Origin of the sequence: Bacillus sp. FSL K6-3459 (assembly GCF_038003305.1) — a bacterium.
In the GTDB taxonomy this organism is placed as follows: domain Bacteria; phylum Bacillota; class Bacilli; order Bacillales; family Bacillaceae; genus Bacillus; species Bacillus pumilus_O.
Map to the genome: position 1 here is coordinate 794,622 of NZ_JBBOOW010000001.1, position 17,306 is coordinate 811,927.

The 17,306-nt window shown below is 40.3% G+C and carries 18 protein-coding genes; 12 read left to right on the forward strand and 6 right to left on the reverse strand.

From position 1 onward, the window contains the following. Nucleotides 1–47 precede the first annotated feature (47 nt). Nucleotides 48–830: a YfkD famly protein gene (locus MHI35_RS03755; RefSeq protein ID WP_050944786.1), complete on the forward strand. Its 783-nt coding sequence runs from the start codon at nt 48–50 to the stop codon at nt 828–830. A 513-nt stretch (nt 831–1,343) separates the two neighbouring features. Here MHI35_RS03755 and MHI35_RS03760 read toward each other — a convergent pair. The 3 genes from MHI35_RS03760 to yfkAB form a co-directional block, all read right to left on the reverse strand. Beyond that, complete coding sequence (locus tag MHI35_RS03760; protein ID WP_012009270.1) at nt 1,344–2,063, reverse strand: YebC/PmpR family DNA-binding transcriptional regulator; 720 nt, start codon at nt 2,061–2,063, stop codon at nt 1,344–1,346. A 229-nt stretch (nt 2,064–2,292) separates the two neighbouring features. Then, nucleotides 2,293–3,129, reverse strand: a complete 837-nt coding sequence (locus MHI35_RS03765) for a mechanosensitive ion channel family protein (RefSeq protein WP_144522593.1) — start codon at nt 3,127–3,129, stop codon at nt 2,293–2,295. A gap of 7 nt (nt 3,130–3,136) precedes the next feature. Beyond that, entirely contained in the window at nt 3,137–4,258 is a 1,122-nt protein-coding gene (yfkAB, locus tag MHI35_RS03770; RefSeq protein WP_144522592.1) for a radical SAM/CxCxxxxC motif protein YfkAB, read from the reverse strand. Between the two features lie 146 nt (nt 4,259–4,404). On the opposite strand from yfkAB, the gene MHI35_RS03775 reads away from it, so the two are divergent. Together MHI35_RS03775 and pdaA are read left to right on the forward strand one after the other, a co-directional pair. Further along, nucleotides 4,405–4,596: an SE1561 family protein gene (locus MHI35_RS03775; RefSeq protein WP_012009274.1), complete on the forward strand. Its 192-nt coding sequence runs from the start codon at nt 4,405–4,407 to the stop codon at nt 4,594–4,596. 101 nt (nt 4,597–4,697) lie between these two features. Beyond that, nucleotides 4,698–5,489: a delta-lactam-biosynthetic de-N-acetylase gene (gene pdaA, locus MHI35_RS03780; protein WP_211063705.1), complete on the forward strand. Its 792-nt coding sequence runs from the start codon at nt 4,698–4,700 to the stop codon at nt 5,487–5,489. Between the two features lie 35 nt (nt 5,490–5,524). Here pdaA and MHI35_RS03785 read toward each other — a convergent pair whose 3' ends face one another. The 3 genes from MHI35_RS03785 to MHI35_RS03795 form a co-directional block, all read right to left on the reverse strand. Next, nucleotides 5,525–6,016, reverse strand: coding sequence for a DUF2716 domain-containing protein (locus MHI35_RS03785; RefSeq protein ID WP_211063704.1), 492 nt, complete (start codon nt 6,014–6,016; stop codon nt 5,525–5,527). Between the two features lie 33 nt (nt 6,017–6,049). Beyond that, nucleotides 6,050–7,009, reverse strand: coding sequence for a magnesium/cobalt transporter CorA (gene corA, locus MHI35_RS03790; protein WP_144462996.1), 960 nt, complete (start codon nt 7,007–7,009; stop codon nt 6,050–6,052). A 133-nt stretch (nt 7,010–7,142) separates the two neighbouring features. Beyond that, nucleotides 7,143–7,655 carry a hypothetical protein gene (locus tag MHI35_RS03795; protein ID WP_044139727.1) on the reverse strand — a complete coding sequence of 171 codons (513 nt, stop codon included), beginning with the start codon at nt 7,653–7,655 and terminating at the stop codon, nt 7,143–7,145. 433 nt (nt 7,656–8,088) lie between these two features. On the opposite strand from MHI35_RS03795, the gene MHI35_RS03800 reads away from it, so the two are divergent. From MHI35_RS03800 to MHI35_RS03840, 9 genes are all read left to right on the forward strand, one after another. Further along, entirely contained in the window at nt 8,089–8,958 is an 870-nt protein-coding gene (locus tag MHI35_RS03800; protein WP_211063703.1) for a DNA-3-methyladenine glycosylase family protein, read from the forward strand. A 98-nt stretch (nt 8,959–9,056) separates the two neighbouring features. Further along, nucleotides 9,057–10,442: a 23S rRNA (uracil(1939)-C(5))-methyltransferase RlmD gene (rlmD, locus tag MHI35_RS03805; RefSeq protein WP_211063702.1), complete on the forward strand. Its 1,386-nt coding sequence runs from the start codon at nt 9,057–9,059 to the stop codon at nt 10,440–10,442. A 148-nt stretch (nt 10,443–10,590) separates the two neighbouring features. Then, the gene (locus MHI35_RS03810; protein WP_140404306.1) at nt 10,591–11,157 is read left to right on the forward strand and encodes a TetR/AcrR family transcriptional regulator; all 567 of its coding nucleotides are present in this window, start codon (nt 10,591–10,593) and stop codon (nt 11,155–11,157) included. A gap of 59 nt (nt 11,158–11,216) precedes the next feature. Beyond that, a complete protein-coding gene (locus tag MHI35_RS03815) occupies nt 11,217–13,076 on the forward strand; it encodes an alpha/beta fold hydrolase (RefSeq protein WP_211063701.1) in 1,860 nt (619 codons plus the stop codon). A 106-nt stretch (nt 13,077–13,182) separates the two neighbouring features. Next, the gene (locus MHI35_RS03820; protein WP_211063700.1) at nt 13,183–13,608 is read left to right on the forward strand and encodes a DUF6508 domain-containing protein; all 426 of its coding nucleotides are present in this window, start codon (nt 13,183–13,185) and stop codon (nt 13,606–13,608) included. Next, nucleotides 13,598–14,110 (forward strand): hypothetical protein, encoded by a 513-nt coding sequence (locus tag MHI35_RS03825; protein ID WP_211063699.1) that lies wholly within the window; start codon nt 13,598–13,600, stop codon nt 14,108–14,110. The genes MHI35_RS03820 and MHI35_RS03825 overlap by 11 nt, the downstream gene beginning before the upstream one ends. 139 nt (nt 14,111–14,249) lie before the next feature. After that, nucleotides 14,250–15,077, forward strand: coding sequence for a MerR family transcriptional regulator (locus tag MHI35_RS03830; protein ID WP_211063698.1), 828 nt, complete (start codon nt 14,250–14,252; stop codon nt 15,075–15,077). Between the two features lie 26 nt (nt 15,078–15,103). Further along, entirely contained in the window at nt 15,104–16,291 is a 1,188-nt protein-coding gene (locus tag MHI35_RS03835; protein WP_211063697.1) for an MFS transporter, read from the forward strand. A gap of 136 nt (nt 16,292–16,427) precedes the next feature. Beyond that, nucleotides 16,428–17,258: a DNA alkylation repair protein gene (locus MHI35_RS03840; RefSeq protein WP_211063696.1), complete on the forward strand. Its 831-nt coding sequence runs from the start codon at nt 16,428–16,430 to the stop codon at nt 17,256–17,258. Nucleotides 17,259–17,306 lie beyond the last annotated feature (48 nt).

Consider the following 17,306-nt stretch of genomic DNA (forward strand, 5'->3'; position numbering starts at 1 on the left):
TCTTTGCGGAAAATACTATGGAAAAATGAATGAGAAAGAGTGATGATATGAAAAAGATGCCCCGCATCATGTTTGTTGTTCTCTTATCCTTAAGTTTTCTATACAGCTTTCCAGCGGAGGCGGCAAAGCCATTTAAGGTGCCATCGTCTGTCGCCAGTATCTCCAAGGAGAATACGTATCCGAACGCGTCACAGGATCAGCCATTGCTCCAGCCGAGCGAGCTGACAGCCGAATTGTTTAAAACAACGAATGTGCCGATTGAGAATACCCATTTGATCAAAATGCTGAATGAATCCAGTATTTCAGGGACGCCGTTGGCTGTTGGTTACCGTGCGACCATTTTCCTTGGAAGATGGGCACTGAGCTACGATTCAAATGAAACAGTCGCCAACTGGGAATACAAAAAAGTGAATACGAATCACATTGATAACAGAGGCGGCAACAAAACAGCCATTGGAAAATACGTTCAAAAGCAGCAAGTCAAAGTAAGCGGCGGGCTCACAGCAAAAGTGCCGAACCCAGAAGATGTGAAAACATTGATGATGCAAAAAGCGATTCAAAAAACAAAGCTGCCCCTCGCATTTGACACAGTCATTGGTGCAGGAACAAAACGAGATCAGTCATACCATGTCTCTCCGAAAAAAGCAGCCTCGCTTCATGCCTATGCACCAGCCATTAACGAAAAAGGGAAGGTCACATACGGAGAAGTGTACCTTGTACTAAAAGGAAATAAACGAAAACTCGTCGTGAAAAACGTGACCTCACAAGGAATCGGCGCTTGGATACCTGTTCAGGATCACTTGACGTTTGGGTTTCAAGGGATGAATTAACATAGTAAACCCCCTCTTTCACTATAGAAGAGGGGGTTTAATTTGTCGTAAAGTTATGAATGTCAGGCGCACTCCCTTTCATGACTTTTTGTCCTTTATGTTTCTTACCTCACTTCTATAAAAGTCAATCACATTAAATAATAACCAAGCAAGGAAAATGAAATAGATAATTTTTGTAAAGTGAGAGAAGTTGTTAAAGATAAATCCCATAGTAATAAATGGTATGATCATAAATCCAAAATATTGTCTCCACCATATTTTAAAAATAATAAAACCACCTAACTTAAATTATGTATTATTTCTCGTCATCACTATAATACAACTAGACAAAGGAGCAGCAAACCTTTTTGTTAAATTTTACACAATAATATAATATTTAACTTTACTCTATTAAGATACGCTTTTCCTAATTTGAATATAGAGTTTTGCTTCCAAAAGATATGATGAGTTTTAAATAAAAAAGCCATAACATAAGTTTATTTAAATAAACTTATGTTATGGCAAAATTCCCTTTTATTCCCCTAAATCCACATTATGATAAACCTGCTGCACATCTTCAAGCTCTTCTAATACATCGATTAGTTTCTCGAATTGTTCTTTAGATTCATCATCTAATGTCACTTCATTTTGAGGAAGCATTGTGATTTCAGCGACAGTAAATTCTTCTACGCCGGCTTGTTTGAATGCTTCTTGTACTTGATGGAATTGATCTGGTTCAGCGTATACAATCACTGTTTCATCTTCTTCCATGATGTCACGTACATCAACGTCTGCTTCCATTAAAAGCTCAAGCGTTTCTTCTTCACTTTTTCCTTCGACACCGATGACAGCTGTTTGGTCAAACATGTAGGCAACAGAGCCGCTTACTCCCATGTTTCCACCGTTTTTCCCAAATGCTGCTCGAACATCTGACGCTGTCCGGTTCACGTTATTGGTGAGGGCATCAACGATGACCATTGATCCATTTGGACCAAATCCTTCGTAGCGCAGCTCATCGAAATTCTCTTCCGCACCGCCTTTTGCTTTTTCAATGGCACGGTCTACAATGTGTTTTGGGACACTATATGTTTTTGCACGTTCTAGGACAAAACGAAGTGCTTGGTTTGATTCTGGGTTTGGCTCACCTTGTTTGGCAGCCACATAGATTTCACGCCCGAATTTTGCGTAAATACGACTTGTACTGGCATCCTTTGATGCTTTCTTTTCTTTAATGTTGTTCCACTTACGACCCATCTTCTTCACTCTCTTTCACTTAGAAAATACACAGTATGAGGGTCCCCATGCTGCACGAAATCATTCTGCTTTCTATTATACATGAATCAGTCAAGAGGATAGAAGTTAGAGGGCTGAAATGAAGAGATTTCTTAGCTGATGTGTCCAAGCTACTCAAGCGTTTCATGTTTTTCATGAGCCATAGTCAACTCGGCGCACCTAATAAAAAATAACCCCAAATAGAATGAGGTTATTTTGCAGGCTGGGGATAAACGAGATCTTCAAGCAATTTGACATCATGCTGATGAAGTTGTTTGATCATTTCTTTTCGGACAGCGAGGGCGGCATCGAAGTATTTTTCGTCTTCGACCATTCCTTTCACTGTGATCTCAATCCCGCGGTTCAGCTTGTTCAGACCCATAATCCCATGGACTTGAAACGGTTCAATGGCATGCTGGAATTCATCTTTTTTAAGAAAATCATGGTGCATGTGATTTAAATTGTCACAGGCCGTTTCGAGTGCTTGAAAGGCTGTGTCTGGGTTTTGATTCGCACTAATTAATACAGACTCTGTAATCCGCATGTAGTGCATGTTATAGTTTTGAATTTGCCGGATATCTCCGTTAGAAATGGTTAATAGCTTGCCGCTCCATTCTCTAATTTGCAGAGAACGGAGACCAATTTCTTCAATTGTTCCATTAAAGAGGTTATTCACTGTTACATAATCCCCTTTATGAATCTGCCGTTCATAGATCAGAAAAATGCCTGCTAAAATATCGCGAATGAGCGTCTGGGCGCCAAAACCGATGACGATCCCAGCCACACCAGCACCTGCAAGAATTTTTCCGAAATCATGAAAGAAGAGAGAAATGACATATAGTACAAAGCAAATCGAAGCGGTGTATTTCGAAACTGATTTGACCAAGCTCTCAATTGTTTTTTTCTTCTTGTCCTCTATAAACTCAGTTCGTTTAAAGAACAGTTGAAGCGCTTTGTTAATCAAAAAAACGGCAAGCCAAAGTACGAGTCCAACAAGGAGAATTTCAATGTATTTGTTCTTGACTACTGTCAGAAAAGTATCGTCCATCTATCGGTTACCCCCTGGCTGTACGAGAAGTAAAATCAACATCTTGATAATAGCTGTTTTTCACAAGAACATTCGGACCAAGGCATTGTACGCTTGGACAATGACAATTCAGCTCTTTTGCTAATTTTGTGTCCATCCAGCGAGTATAAGCGGATTGCAATGTATCGGTCGCAATATTTCCAAGCGGCGGTGTATCACCAAAGTCTGTCACAATAATATTCCCATCAAAAATATTCACATTCAGCCGTGAGCGTCCATCAGGGTCATTTCGTACAGTGACAAGTTTCTCCTGGCGCAATCGTTTGAGGAGGCGCTGGTCTTCTTCATCTGTACTGCAAGAATAAAATGGCAGGGTGCCAAACAGCATCCATGTGTCTTGATCACGAATATCAAGCAGCTGATGAATCGCATCACGCATTTGCGGTAGCGTCAATGATTCAAGAGCGCTGGCAAAATCACTTGGGTACATCGGGTGAACTTCGTGGCGCTGGCATTTCATTTCCTCGACAATTTGCCGGTGGATGTGTTCAATATATGGAAGCGTGCGTTTATTCAGCATGGTTTCAGCAGATACGGTCACACCTGCTTTAACAAGTGCCCGGCTATTTTCAATCATGCGGTTAAATAATTTCTCGCGCTGTTCAAAGGTTGGTTTTCTATCCATCATTGCAAAACCGACCGTTGCAAACTCTTCGACAGTTCCCCAGTTATGTGAGATGTGCAGGACATCTAAGTATGGAATAATTTCTTCATATCGCGCCAAATCAAGTGTTAAGTTTGAATTGATCTGTGTACGGACGCCGCGTTCATGGGCATACTTTAATAAAGGGACGACATATTCCCGCACAGATTTGAGAGAAAGCATCGGCTCTCCGCCTGTAATACTGATGGAGCGCAGAAGCGGAACTTCATCTAAACGGCGAAGCAGTAAATCAAGTGGCAGTGCAGTCGGGTCTTTTGGCTGCAAAGTATAGCCGACCGCACAGTGCTCACATCTCATGTTACATAACGTCGTAGTTGTAAATTCAATATTTGTCAGCTTCATCTCTCCGTAATCCTGCACATCGAGATAGGCTTCCCAAGGGTCATATGCAGGTGTAATCGGACGAAGTGCTGTTTTTTGGTTCATGGTATCTATCTCCTTTTCATTCGGGCAAACGTGGACCCGCCAACAGTTAATTTTAAGCCCCATCACCGTTATACGCAAGTGGGGTTTCATTGATTTACAAGGGAAAAAAAGATAAGCTATAAACAAATGCTAAAGGGAGTGTATCTATGGGCAAGGCAGCAGACAGCAAAGAACAGCAGGTTGATTATTTAAAGAACCGATTAGATATGTTTATGAATGTGATTGATTCATTAGATCCTGAATCAACAGATGTTGAGGATATAGACAGACTGATCCAGATGATTGACGACCTAGAAGCGAAATATGAACGGTTTAAAAATGATTGGAAGGAAGAATAGCTCGCGCGGTGCGGGCTTTTTTCTTTAAATTGGCAGGTGAATCAGTGTATGAGTCTCGGTCTTATTCTGCACAATAGAAGAAAAACCGGGAAGTGACGTAAATGAAAAAAACCATGCTCATCTGTTTATGTGCGCTTTTTGTATCCATGCCTCTCTCAGAAGCGGAAGCCGTGTCTAATCAGCCTGTCCATTGGGGATTTGCGAAAAGCAAAGAACATAAACCAGTAGATGCGGGGAAAGAACTGAACGCCCTTTTAAAAAAGTATGATGCCTTCTATTTAGGAAACACGAAAAAGAAAGAGATCTATTTTACATTCGACAATGGCTATGAAAATGGGTACACGCCGAAGATCTTAAATGTGCTGAAAAAACATCAAGTGCCAGGCACCTTCTTTGTGACAGGACACTTTGTAAAGGATCAGCCGAAGCTCGTCAAACGTATGGCAGAGGAAGGTCATATCATCGGCAACCATTCCTATCACCATCCAGATTTAACAACAAAGAGTACGAAAGAAATCAAAGAAGAGCTTCAGCGTGTCGATGAAGCCGTGTACAAAATCACTGGAAAACAAGACAACCTCTATCTTCGTCCGCCGCGCGGTGTATTCAGTGAAAGAGTGCTGAAAGAAACAAAAGAGCTCGGCTACCAAACCGTTTTCTGGTCAGTGGCATTTGTGGACTGGCATATTCATCATCAAAAAGGAAAACAGTATGCTTACGATCAAATGATGAAGCAGGCGCACCCAGGTGCCATTTACTTACTTCATACCGTCTCAAGGGACAATGCCGAGGCATTGGATGATGCCATTACGGCACTGAAAAAACAAGGTTATTCCTTTAAAAGCCTAGACGATCTCATGCTTGAAAAAGTATGGCTTCTCCCTCAGCTATAGAAAAAAAGCTTGCAGAACACCTGCGAGCTTTTTCTTTATCCTTCCCTTATTTTACGCTGAAACAAAATCGGATGATGACGCGAGAAAGAGTCAATCAAGCCCTCACCGAAAATCGTGATGCTTTGCTCCCAAGGATGGCCTAGCAAGCCCCAATGCATTTCTTTTGACAAAAAGAAATAATAATCCCCGTTCGGAAGCACAGGCACTGTCCATTCTCCGAATTCATCTTTTTCAAATGAGCCGTATGGTGTGATCCAGTAGCATTCGTGCTGCCAATCAAGTGCCAGCATATATTCGTCTGCTTTGATAAGCTCCTGAAAAACAAGTAATGCTTTCTCTTCAAGGTCTTCATCTGCATGTAGAAGGGAAGGGTCCTCAAAATAAGCAGAAATATCATATGTAATGAAAGGCGAAGGTACGCGAAATGAGGGAAAACGAGAGATGCTCGGATGAAATTTGAAATCTCGATAGAGCGTCTCCCATGCGAGCTTTCGTTCTTGATGAGATAATGGAATCCAGTTTTTCATCTAACCGCCTCCTCAGCCATTTCTCTCTACACATTATTTGAATATGCGGAACCATCCTTTATGCTTAAACCACAAAAGCATGCCCGAGACGAGCAGACCCATGAAAATCAGTACGCCAAAATAGCCATACTTCCAGTGTAATTCAGGCATGTTATCAAAGTTCATTCCGTACACCCCAACAATAAAGGTCAGTGGAATAAAAATGGTCGATACAATGGTCAATGTCATCATGATCGCATTCATTCGGTTAGAATTCAGCGTCTGATAGCTGTCTCGTAAATCGGCTGTCATATCACGGTTTGATTCGACAATCTCGGTTAGTTTCAACAGGTGATCATAAATATCATTAAAGTATGCCTGCCGGTTCGTATCACTTCTCATCATATGCGTGTTGACAATACGATATAAAAGGTCCCTCATCGGGATAATCGTTCTTCGCAACTTGAGCAAATCGGATCGAATCCCGAATACTTCGTTCATCAGTGTTCCATATGTTTTATGACCCTCTTCATCCTCGATTTCATTCAGTCTGTCCTCTATTTGATAAATAATAGGAAAATAATCATCGACAAGCTGATCAATCAACATGTAGGCGATATGCTCAGGCCCACTGTTTCTGGCTTTATCAGATTCTTTGAGTTTTCGAATGACACGGTCAATGTATGGCGCTTCCTTCAAATGAAAGGTCACGATATAATTGTCCCCAACAAACAGATCGATTTCCTCAGACCGAAGCGTCTTTTGATTCAGGGCGTGAAGCACGAAAAATAAATACCCTTCATAAAAATCTAGCTTCGGCCGCTGTAAATAATGGAAGCAATCCTCAATCGCGAGCGGATGGAATTGAAAGTATTCCTTCAAAAGTGCTGCTTCCTTTTCCGTAGGCGCATGAAAATCAATCCAATACCAGGCGATATCGGGGCTTGAAAGCTGCTGCAATGTTGCATGTTCAATCAAGTCGCCGTTTTTTGTCACTGCAATTTTCTTCAGCATGTGCACCCCTCCAGACTTGCATTATATCATGAAGCAGCACCGGTGAACTTATACGTGTTCTCCATAAAAAAAGCCGATCTCATCACTGAGATCGGTCCAATGTGCGTGTATGATTGATGGGTAAAACCGAGAATTAAGGACGATGGAACGTAACAAATTTATCTTGACGGTCAAACCAGCCTCTGAACGCCCAGTTATCCCAGCCGCCATCGCCGTTGTTTTTAAAGGTACCACTTTCAAATACCCAAATACCATAAACGACATTGCCAAGATTGGCAGTAGCAAAAGTTTTCACACCGTTAAAGCGGTCTTCATAATTTTGGCTTAGGTTAAAGACCATGACATTATATCTGCCGCCAGCAGCATAGAATGTGCTTTCCATCACGCTTTTAACGAATCCAGAACGGTTGGCATTTGCGTTTACTGCGTTCACAATTGCATTGGCAATCCCAAGCACATCGAAGTTGACGTTAACATTAGGACTAGCTGTCGTTCCAGCTTTTCCTTCAGCCGCCTTGTTTAATACAGTTTGCTGTAGTGTAGTAGAGACGGGTGCTGATGTTTTTTTCTCAGCAGCGTCAGCGAATACTGGTAGTGTCGAAGAAACAGCAGTGGCAAGGGCAATAGAAAGAATGGTTTTTTTCATTGGTCAGATCTCCTTTGTTTTAAAAAGTTTGGGTCTTCCTTTTCGTAAAAAGTGAAACTAGGTAAAGCCGGTAATCAATGAGGTGAAATATGTTCCTGCAAGATAAAACAAATGATTGCCTAATCAGCTAAATCCTTTGTTCACCTCCTTGATATGTCATAATTATACAAATGTTTTTGCTATAGAAGATATCACCCAGAGGTTCTATTTCTAATTTAAGGAAAATGATCCTAGAATCTTGAAGGCTGCTGTCGAATTTTAGCTGAATTCGACTAAAAATGTTCCTTTATCCAAAAGGAAAATGACCTGAAATAAGGAAGATATAACTGATAAATTCTTGTACTCTTTATGTTTGAAAGTATTCAATGTAGAGAATCATTCATGCAAAGTGAAACAATCGCATCTGCGTGTTTGCAGAAAGGAAGAAGAAAATATGTGGGAAAAAGAACTGACCGTTGAACCGCCATATCACTTTGATCAAGTGCTCCGTCGCTTATCAAGTGATCCATTAAAAGCAGTCGATTTGAATAAAAGAGAGATCAAAGTACCCATCAGATTAGAACAAACACCATACGTTGTCGTCGTTCAAGCCACCGGAACAAAAGAAGCGCCCACGTTTCGGGTGCAAGGAAACGGTCCTGAGGAACCTCTCATAAGTGAGGTGAAACGGATATTTGGCATGAAGCATCAATTACACGCTGTGCATGAGCATTTTTCTCAAACAAATCTAGCGCCCGTTTTTGATCGTCATAAGGGGACACCGCTCATGCTGGATTTTCACTTATATCATTGCTTGATGAAATGCATCATTCATCAGCAGCTCAATCTGGCGTTTGCTTATGAACTCACGAAACGGTTTGTTCATACGTACGGCGAGCAAATAGATGGGGTATGGTTTGATCCTTTACCAGAAACCATCGCCTCACTTGAAACTGAGGAATTGAGAAAGCTCCAATTTAGTGAGCGGAAAGCAGAATATGTCATCGATGTCTCAAAGCGAATTGTGAGCGGCTCTCTTTGTTTAGAAGAATTACACGATTTAACTGATCTGGAGGTGGAAGAACGTCTGCTTCCGATTAGAGGGATTGGACCTTGGACAGTTCAAAATGTGCTCATGAATGGACTTGGAAGACCAAATCTCTTTCCAATGGCAGATATCGGGATTCAAAACGCCATCAAGCGTCATTTTGACCTGCCTGAAAAGCCGACAAAAGAAGAGATGGCAGCATTAAGCAAGGATTGGACTCCTTATTTAAGCTACGCTTCTTTATATTTATGGAGAAGCATTGAAACAGATAAATGAAAGGGATTTTCTCTCTTTGTCCAAGTCATGGTATACTAATGAGATGGAATAAAATGAAGACAACCTATCAAGGGTTCAGATAGAACGGAGAGAATGAAGTGAAGGAAAATCAGCAAGGTGCCCTTTTGCAAAAGGGACAGCAGTTCCCGCTTACCATTAAACGCCTTGGCATTAATGGGGAAGGGGTCGGTTATTTTAAAAAGCAAGTGGTCTTTGTCCCAGGTGCGCTTCCAGGCGAAGAAGTGGTTGTGGAAGCAACGAATGTCCAAGCAAAATATGCAGAAGGTACGGTTAGGAAAGTCCGAAAGCGCTCAGAGCATCGAGTGAAACCGCCATGCCCAGTATACGAAGAGTGCGGCGGCTGTCAGCTTCAGCATTTGGCGTACGAGCAGCAGCTAAGGGAAAAACGAGATATTGTCATTCAATCAATGGAACGACATACGAAGCTATCAGTTGAAAAGCTAGATATCAGGCCAACGATTGGTATGGAAGATCCGTGGCATTATCGAAACAAAAGTCAGTTCCAAGTAGGGCGTTCTCATAGCGGTGACATCATTGCCGGGCTTTACGGACTGAACTCTCATAAGCTTGTACCGATCAAGGAATGCATCGTGCAGCATCCAAAAACGAACAAAACAACGGGCGTTGTCCGCAAAATTTTAGAGAAATTCGGTGTATCGGTCTACAATGAACGGACGAGAAAAGGCGACGTACGATCAATTGTCGTGCGTGTTGGCTTTGAAACAGGTGAAGTGCAGGTCGTTCTTGTCACATCAAAACCTGAATTTCCAAAGAAAAAAGAAATCGCCGAAGCCATTCAAAAACGTCTTCCAGAAGTGACGTCCATTATGCACAACATCAATGGTGAAAAAACGTCGGTCATTTTTGGTCATAAGACATCTCACCTGGCTGGCAACATGGTCATTCAAGAATTTCTAGGAGACGTCTCCTTCGAACTGAGTGCACGTGCTTTCTTCCAATTGAATCCGAAGCAAACGCTAAAGCTTTATGACGAAGCGAAAAAAGCGGCAAGACTAACTGGCAAAGAAAAAGTTGTCGATGCGTATTGCGGCGTTGGGACGATTGGGATGTGGCTTTCAGACGGTGCCAAAGAAGTACGAGGAATGGATGTCATCAAAGAATCGATTGATGATGCCAAGAAAAATGCCAAAAAACACGGCATGAAAAACGCGACCTATGTGACAGGAACAGCTGAACATTGGCTGCCAAAATGGGTCAAAGAAGGCTTCCGTCCTGACGTCATCGTCGTCGATCCGCCAAGAACAGGCTGCGAGCGCACCTTCTTAGACACGGTCAAACAAGTCAAACCAAAACGTCTTGTCTACGTCTCTTGCAATCCATCAACACTGGCAAAAGACCTCGAATACATCTCAAAAGACTACAAAATCGAATACATGCAGCCAGTCGATATGTTCCCGCATACTAGTCATGTGGAGACGGTTGTATCACTTGTGAAAAAATAGACTTTAATCAAGGCTTGAAAATCAATATAAGATTTTCGAGCTTTTTTTGTGGACATTTCTTTCATCAGACTTTTTTCTAAATAAATATAAACACTTGCTATATTTAAATTAGTACTATATAGTTCTAATTATGAAAAAAGTAAAATTAATGAATCAAAAACGTGTGCTTGAAGTAGCTGCAACTTTATTTTTAGAAAAAGGATTTGCTTATACTAGCATGGATGAATTAGTACGTGTAAGCAAAGTGTCAAAGTCTAATGTGTATTATCACTTTTCTAACAAGGAGGAATTATTAGAAGGGGTCGTTGATTATTGGATTGACATGTATCAATCTGCCATTGATGACGTACTATCTCAGAACCAATTTTTAGTTGAAGAACGTATCCAACTATTTTTAAAGCAATTATCACAAGGAGTTCAATCGAGAGACTATAAGGGGAGCTGTCCATTTATTACTCTTTATATTCAAAGTCCTACACAGGCCACACAAATAAAAGAAAAAATAGGTCTATTCTTTACAGGATTACAAAAGAAGATTTCTCTATTACTGAAACAAGGGGTAGACAGTGGAGAATTCAGAAAGACGATTCATATTGATGAGGTGGCATCACTGTTTATTACCAATCTTGAAGGCGCATTATTTATTTCAGAAACATTGAAGGATGCAACGGTCATTACGAAAACAGCCGATCATATGTTTAACTTGCTTCGATAAAGAAGCTTTTTTTTCACATTAAATTAGTACTGATTAGTACTAAAAAGGGAGATTTATATATGAGAACAGTATTATTAATTGGTGGAACGGGCTTTATTGGAAAGGAGTTAGTAAAAGAATTAGCCAAAGAGGATGTGAAGATTCTTCTTTTAGTGAGGTCAAAAAGTAAAGCAACACGCACTTTTCAAGAAAGAGGCATCTTAAAAGAGGCAGTGATGCACTTTGTTGAAGGTGATTTGACGAAGGTCGATTTGGGTCTAAGTGTTGAAGATAAGGAGAGTGTACTGAAAACGGATGTGATCATTCACGCAGGAGGACCCATGGATATTCAAGCGACAAGTAAAGAGGCAGCTTCCGTCTTTTTAAATGGCGCAAAACATATAAGTGACTTAGCGAAACGTATTCATCAATTGAAGGGCTTGCAGCAATTTATTCATGTTGTCGGCTATATGAGTCCCTTTGATGATCAAAATAGCAAGGTTGAAATTGATGTGTTTAAAGAAGGAAACAGCTATTTGAAAATAAAAAATGCATATGAGAGAACAAAATTTTTAGCAGATCTTTATATTCGTCAACAAGCATCAGCAGTAGGTTATCCGCTTTCTGTCATTAATCCGCCAACTGTCGTCGGTAGTAGTCAAACGGGGAGTACAGAGCAAATAGCAGGAGTAGGTTTGCTTGTGAAAAGTATGCGAAGAGGGCTCATGCCGGTGATTCCTGGAGGTAAGGACTATAGGTTACCACTTATTTCAAACGATGAGTTTGCGAGGTTTATTGTGCAGGTTTTCAAATTGGAGCAACCGGCTATTCAAACATATACGCTTGTTGAAGACAAGCAGCGCGATCAGAATATTGGTGAATTATTGAGTGTGATGTCAGAAGGTATGAATATGAGGGCACCAAAAATGTCTGTCCCAATGCCACTGATGAAAGCTATGATGAATAGTGGCGTAAGTAAACTCACAAACATTCCTTCTGATGGACTGAACTTTATGACAAAACGAACATTTTCAAATGTTGCAGTGAAAAAAATAATGGGAGAAGATTGGTTTCAGAAGACGAGTGTCATGAAATTTTTCCCTGCTGTAGTAGCTGATCTGGATTATCGAATGATGAATCCAAACGGTAAGGATGATCATGTATTTAAACGAACATTATGTGATAACACGACCCTTTACCAATTACAAGGAGAGGGTAAACCGTTTATTTTATTACATGGTTTATTGAGTGATGGAGAGGATTTATTCCCTTTAGCACAAGAGCTACATGAAAAAACGGGTCAACCTGTATGGATCTTGGATCTTCCAGGTTTGGGACGTTCTCCTTTTAAACGAGAGAAACATCTTCTAGATATGTATTTGAATGTCGTGAAAAAGGTATTGGAGAAAGCGGCAAATGGTGCACATCTTATCGGCCATTCATTCGGTGCGTATATTCTTCTGGAAGCATTGGTAAAAGGGTACATCGATCAGAAGTATTCAATCACTTTACTTCAGCCACCTGTTGATAAGAAACATGCTGCATCACGAAATGTTCCTCAATTTATGAATAAATGGACATTGAAGTGGGCATCGACTAATATGATAGGGCGTTATGTCTTAAGGAATGGTTTGTTTGAAAATACGGAGAGCATCCCTGCATATTATATTGAAAAAGTCAGAAATAGTTTGACGTCTCCTAGAATATTAAATACGACGGTTCAGCTTATCAGCTTACTACAGAAAATCAATCAAGATCATTTCAATAAGGTCACAAAGGATCATCTTCATATCATTTGGGGGAATGATGACAAAGGCTATTCAGCCCCATCACATCTTGGTCAAGTTGATTTTGTTCCATATGGTCATCATTTTCCTCTTAGCCATCCGAGTGAAACAGTCGCATTGGTCATAAAGCAGATGAGAGTATGGGGTAAATAAAAAGTTTGAGGGAGACAAGCGTAGCTAAATCATTTCATTAGTAAAATACCTGATAAAATCGCGAGAAACAAAGTGATCCATATCAATGAAATAGAGGAGAATGAGAATGAGCCAGTTCGATATTCTAACAAAATACATACCGGTGCTTCAGGAAGATCCTATTGGAGAATGGGTCATCGATCGAGAAAATGATGGTACAGCTGAACATCCGATTCAGATGCCCTTTGTGAATTATTCCGAAACGGTTCGTCACTTGATTGCAGATATTTACACCTTTGCAGAACAACACGAAGAGATGGAGCTTATCCGTTACAGAGAAATCCTGAAAGAAAATGGGTTTGAATCGGGAATGAACGTTATGGAGAACGTGGACATTTCAAACTTAAGTGCGCAGTGTGTGCTTGCTTTGATGATGGAGGTTGTGAGAGCCGAACGATTTAGCGAGGGTGCCATCCTCAATTTCTTTAAAAGCGGAGCTATTGTCAAGTGCCTAGAAAGATTGGATTGTTTGGATTCAACAAATGAAAAGTAAAACAGATGCAGCCAATACTTTTCATCCTATGAAAATAGAAGAAATTGATCAAATATTATTATATGATCTTGATGCAATAAAAATGGAAAAAGAAGATGAACGTATAAAATTCATTTTACAAGATCCCTATTGTCCTGATAAACATCATATTCACAGTGTGTATGTCATTTATAAGAAGTCTATCCTCAATTTACTTGAAGGTAGGATTCGCTCTATTCACAGTCATGAATTCATGACTGCTAAGAAAAAGGATCGAACGATTTCTATAGAAGATATAGAATATGTATTAGAGATGGCTACAGTTGTAGTTCTTGCAAGTGAAAATAATGGAATATTGACGAATTATTTTTATAGTGGAGTCGGAGAAAGGTTAGATTGTATTTTTAATCTATGTTTAGGTTATTCTTCAGATTTACAGAAAAAAGAGAACAAAGTAAGTTTACAACGCTTTATGAATGATATAAAGATTGTTGAAAAGATGGGATTATTAGAGAAATTTTAGAATAATAAGCAAAACCTAGATGTTAGAGAAATCTAGGTTTTTTTGCGCTTTTGAAAAATTTATTCAACTTCATGTTGACCTTCCCCTTAACTGAAAGGTTTATACTTTGATCAGATCAACAAAACGGAGGAGATGCAGGATGTTCAAGATCGGCGATTTTTCAATGTTAAGTAAAGTGCCTGTTAAAACCTTAAGATATTATGACCAAATTGATTTACTAAAGCCTAAGCAGATTGATCAAGATTCAGGATACCGTTATTACTCAGCTGAACAGCTACTTGAGGTTAATCGAATTTTTCTATACAAGGAATTAGGTTTTACGTTAAAGCAAATGGCTCAGCTTCTTCGTGAAGATATCTCAGTAGAGCAAATTCAGGGCATGTTTCTGCTGAAAGAAAGTGAAATTCAGCAATTGATCGAGAAAGAACAACAGAAATTGGCGCGTATTAAGGAACGGATGCACCTCATCAAAAGAGAGGGATGTGTTGAAAAAGAACAGGAGGTCATCATCAAATCCGTTGAAAGCAAACGTATCATGTCTTATCAATCTAACGGAACGGTTGATGAGATCCCTTCATTCTTTGAAACGTTTCATCATTTATTACTTAAACATCAACAAGAATCGATCTCGGGACCACAAGTGGTGCTATGGAGGGAATCATTCGAAAAAGAAAGTGAATTTGAATTTGAGGTAGGGTATTCCGTCAAAGCGTTAAAAGGCACTCTTCCTCAAGAAATCACGATACGTACGTTACCTGCTGAAGAAACCATGGCGACATTATTGTTTCATTCACATTCTCCATCCGCACAAACAGCTTGTATTGACCTGGCGACATGGATCGAAAATAACGGATACCGCGTGAAAGAAGATCAGCCGGGCCGAGAGATTTATTATCCATTGTCTGAAACTGAAGAAGGCAGGCTCATTGAAATTCAAATTCCGATTATAGATGAAAACAAATCGTAAACATTGCCCAAAGGAGAAACGTCACGATGAAGAATAAAACCGTTGTCTATTTACTTGCATTAGCAGCCTTTTTAATTGGAACAATCGAATATATCATTACAGGCATTATCCAAATGGTCGCAGATGATTTACATGTCACGACGTCTGCCGCTGGATTATTGGTCACGTCTTTAGCACTCTCAGCGGCAATCGGTGCACCAATTGTCATTGCACTGACCATCAATATAGATCGTAAAAAAATACTGTCATGGATGCTGATGATTTTTATTTTAAGTAATGTCATCACAAGTGTCAGCCATTCGTTTGAAATGGTGATGATGACAAGGGTTTTACAAGGAATTAGCGGGGGGACGGCTATTGTAGTGGCAATGGCTGTTGCAACTCGTCTTGTAGAACGTGAAAAAAGAGGAACAGCTATTGGCATCATTTTAATGGGATTAAGCAGCTCCTTGGTTTTAGGCGTTCCAATTGGGACATTTCTAAGCAGTCTGATCGGATGGAAAGCATTATTCGCAGCCATTGGATTGATCACGCTTATTCCACTGATTGTTGTGTATAGGCGGATTCCATCTATGAAAGAAGAAGAACCGGTGACGATTCGTATGCAGTTATCGATTTTAAAAGATAAGCGAATATTACTGGCTGTGGCAGTGACGCTATTTTATGTAGGTGGGTATTCCACGTTGTTTACCTATCTAACACCCTTCTTGCAAGCATCAGCAAACCTGAGCATCACAGAAATCAGTGGTATTTTGTTACTAGCAGGAATATGCAGCTTTTTAGGTTCGAGCCTTGGAGGATTGGCGGCAGATAAAAAGGGCCCAATATTTACGATTTTCTCAGGAATCATTTTGCAAATCATTATGCTCATGCTGCTATCATTTGTCACAGGGAATCTCGTGGTCATGGTAGCTGTCATCATGATATGGATGATCGCTACATGGAGCACATCACCAGCACAGCAGCTATATCTTGTCACACTTGTACCAAAATCTCCAGATATCGCATTAAGTGTCAATACATCATTTATTCAATTCGGATTTGCCTTAGGTTCTGGTGTAGGAGGGTTTGTGCTAAGCGAAACATCTATATTAAACCTAAGCTGGATCAGTGCTGGCACGGTTTTCCTTTCTTTACTCATGACCATTCTAATGGTAGCGTTTGGCCGATTTTCTCAGCGTAAGGGTTTGAAGGTGATCGGGCAAGGAAACTAACTGACATTCCATTTTGTTAGAAGGAACTACTTATTTCGAGTAGTTCTTTTTTAATTTGAAGAATGAACCAGTGGAGTTGTTTATTTGCTAAAATAGGAATCAATATCTAATCCGCTAGACAAGGAGAGAATACAGCATGCCAATAAGTGAGGAAATCATCAATCGAAAAGGCGCTCGAAAAGGTTCTGATATCCCTCATGACGTCTTGATCCTTTTGAATCAGGGAGAGATCGAAAGTGTGAATTTAACCGAATGGTTGGCTGTCAATCATATGACGCTAATACAGCAAGTTTTACCGTCCGTTGGATTAGAGCATCATTTAGACGATGTATCAGCTGAGATCACTAAACAAAAAACTGAATCAGGAATGAAAGCCATTCGGCTCATCGGTCAATTGTTAGATGACGTGCTACATGAAGAGAATGAAGAAAAACAAACGGAAGTGTTGCAGGCATTTGCTCACCACGTATCTGACAGCGTTCGCTGTTGGGCTGCTTATATGAACAAACAGAGTTTATCAACACTGGAAGAGAAACTCACGTACATTCAGCCATTTGCAGCTGATCATCATTTTGGTGTTCGAGAAATTGCGTGGATGTCAGTGAGAGAAAGTCTCAGTCTTCAGCTCGATCAAAGTATAGAGCATTTAACAGAATGGGCAAAAAGCGAGGATGAAAATCTTCGCCGGTTCGCTGTAGAGGCAATCCGTCCGAGAGGGGTATGGACAAAGCATATTGAGTTATTAAAAAAGGAGCCAGAGAGAGCACTACCTATTCTAAATTTACTCAAGGCCGATCCATCCACATATGTTCAAGATTCTGTAGGAAATTGGCTCAATGACGCGAGCAAAACACAACCAAATTGGGTAACAAACCTGTGCGACCAGTGGTCAAAGGATTCTGACACAAAAGCAACTAGCAGAATTGTGAAGAAAGCCAAGAGAACGATTGTGAAGGGGAATTTGTGAATAAGAACATGAACTAAATGAAGGGGATTTCTATCAATCATTCAGAAA